Origin of the sequence: Brevibacillus sp. HB1.4B (assembly GCF_013284285.1) — a bacterium.
GTDB lineage: Bacteria > Bacillota > Bacilli > Brevibacillales > Brevibacillaceae > Brevibacillus > Brevibacillus porteri.
This window is the reverse complement of record NZ_JABSUT010000041.1, coordinates 1-201: the sequence shown is the minus strand read 5'-3', so window position 1 is coordinate 201 and position 201 is coordinate 1. Positions and strand designations below refer to the sequence as shown.

The following is a 201-nucleotide window of genomic DNA, read 5'->3' as shown; positions in this document are numbered from 1 at the left end:
GAGCCATTAGCTCAGTTGGTAGAGCATCTGACTTTTAATCAGAGGGTCGAAGGTTCGAGTCCTTCATGGCTCACCAGTTTTTTAAAACGAGAGATTGAATTTTATATGCGGTCGTGGCGGAATGGCAGACGCGCTGGCTTCAGGTGCCAGTGGTGGCAACACCGTGGAGGTTCAAGTCCTCTCGACCGCACCAAGAAATTT

The 201-nt window shown here is 49.8% G+C and carries 2 tRNA genes; both read left to right on the top strand.

Going from position 1 to position 201, the window contains the following annotated elements:
• Positions 1–76: transfer RNA gene (locus HP398_RS30665), tRNA-Lys, on the top strand.
• A 31-nt stretch (positions 77–107) separates the two neighbouring features.
• Positions 108–193, top strand: a tRNA-Leu gene (locus HP398_RS30660).
• The last annotated feature ends 8 nt before the right edge of the window (positions 194–201 follow it).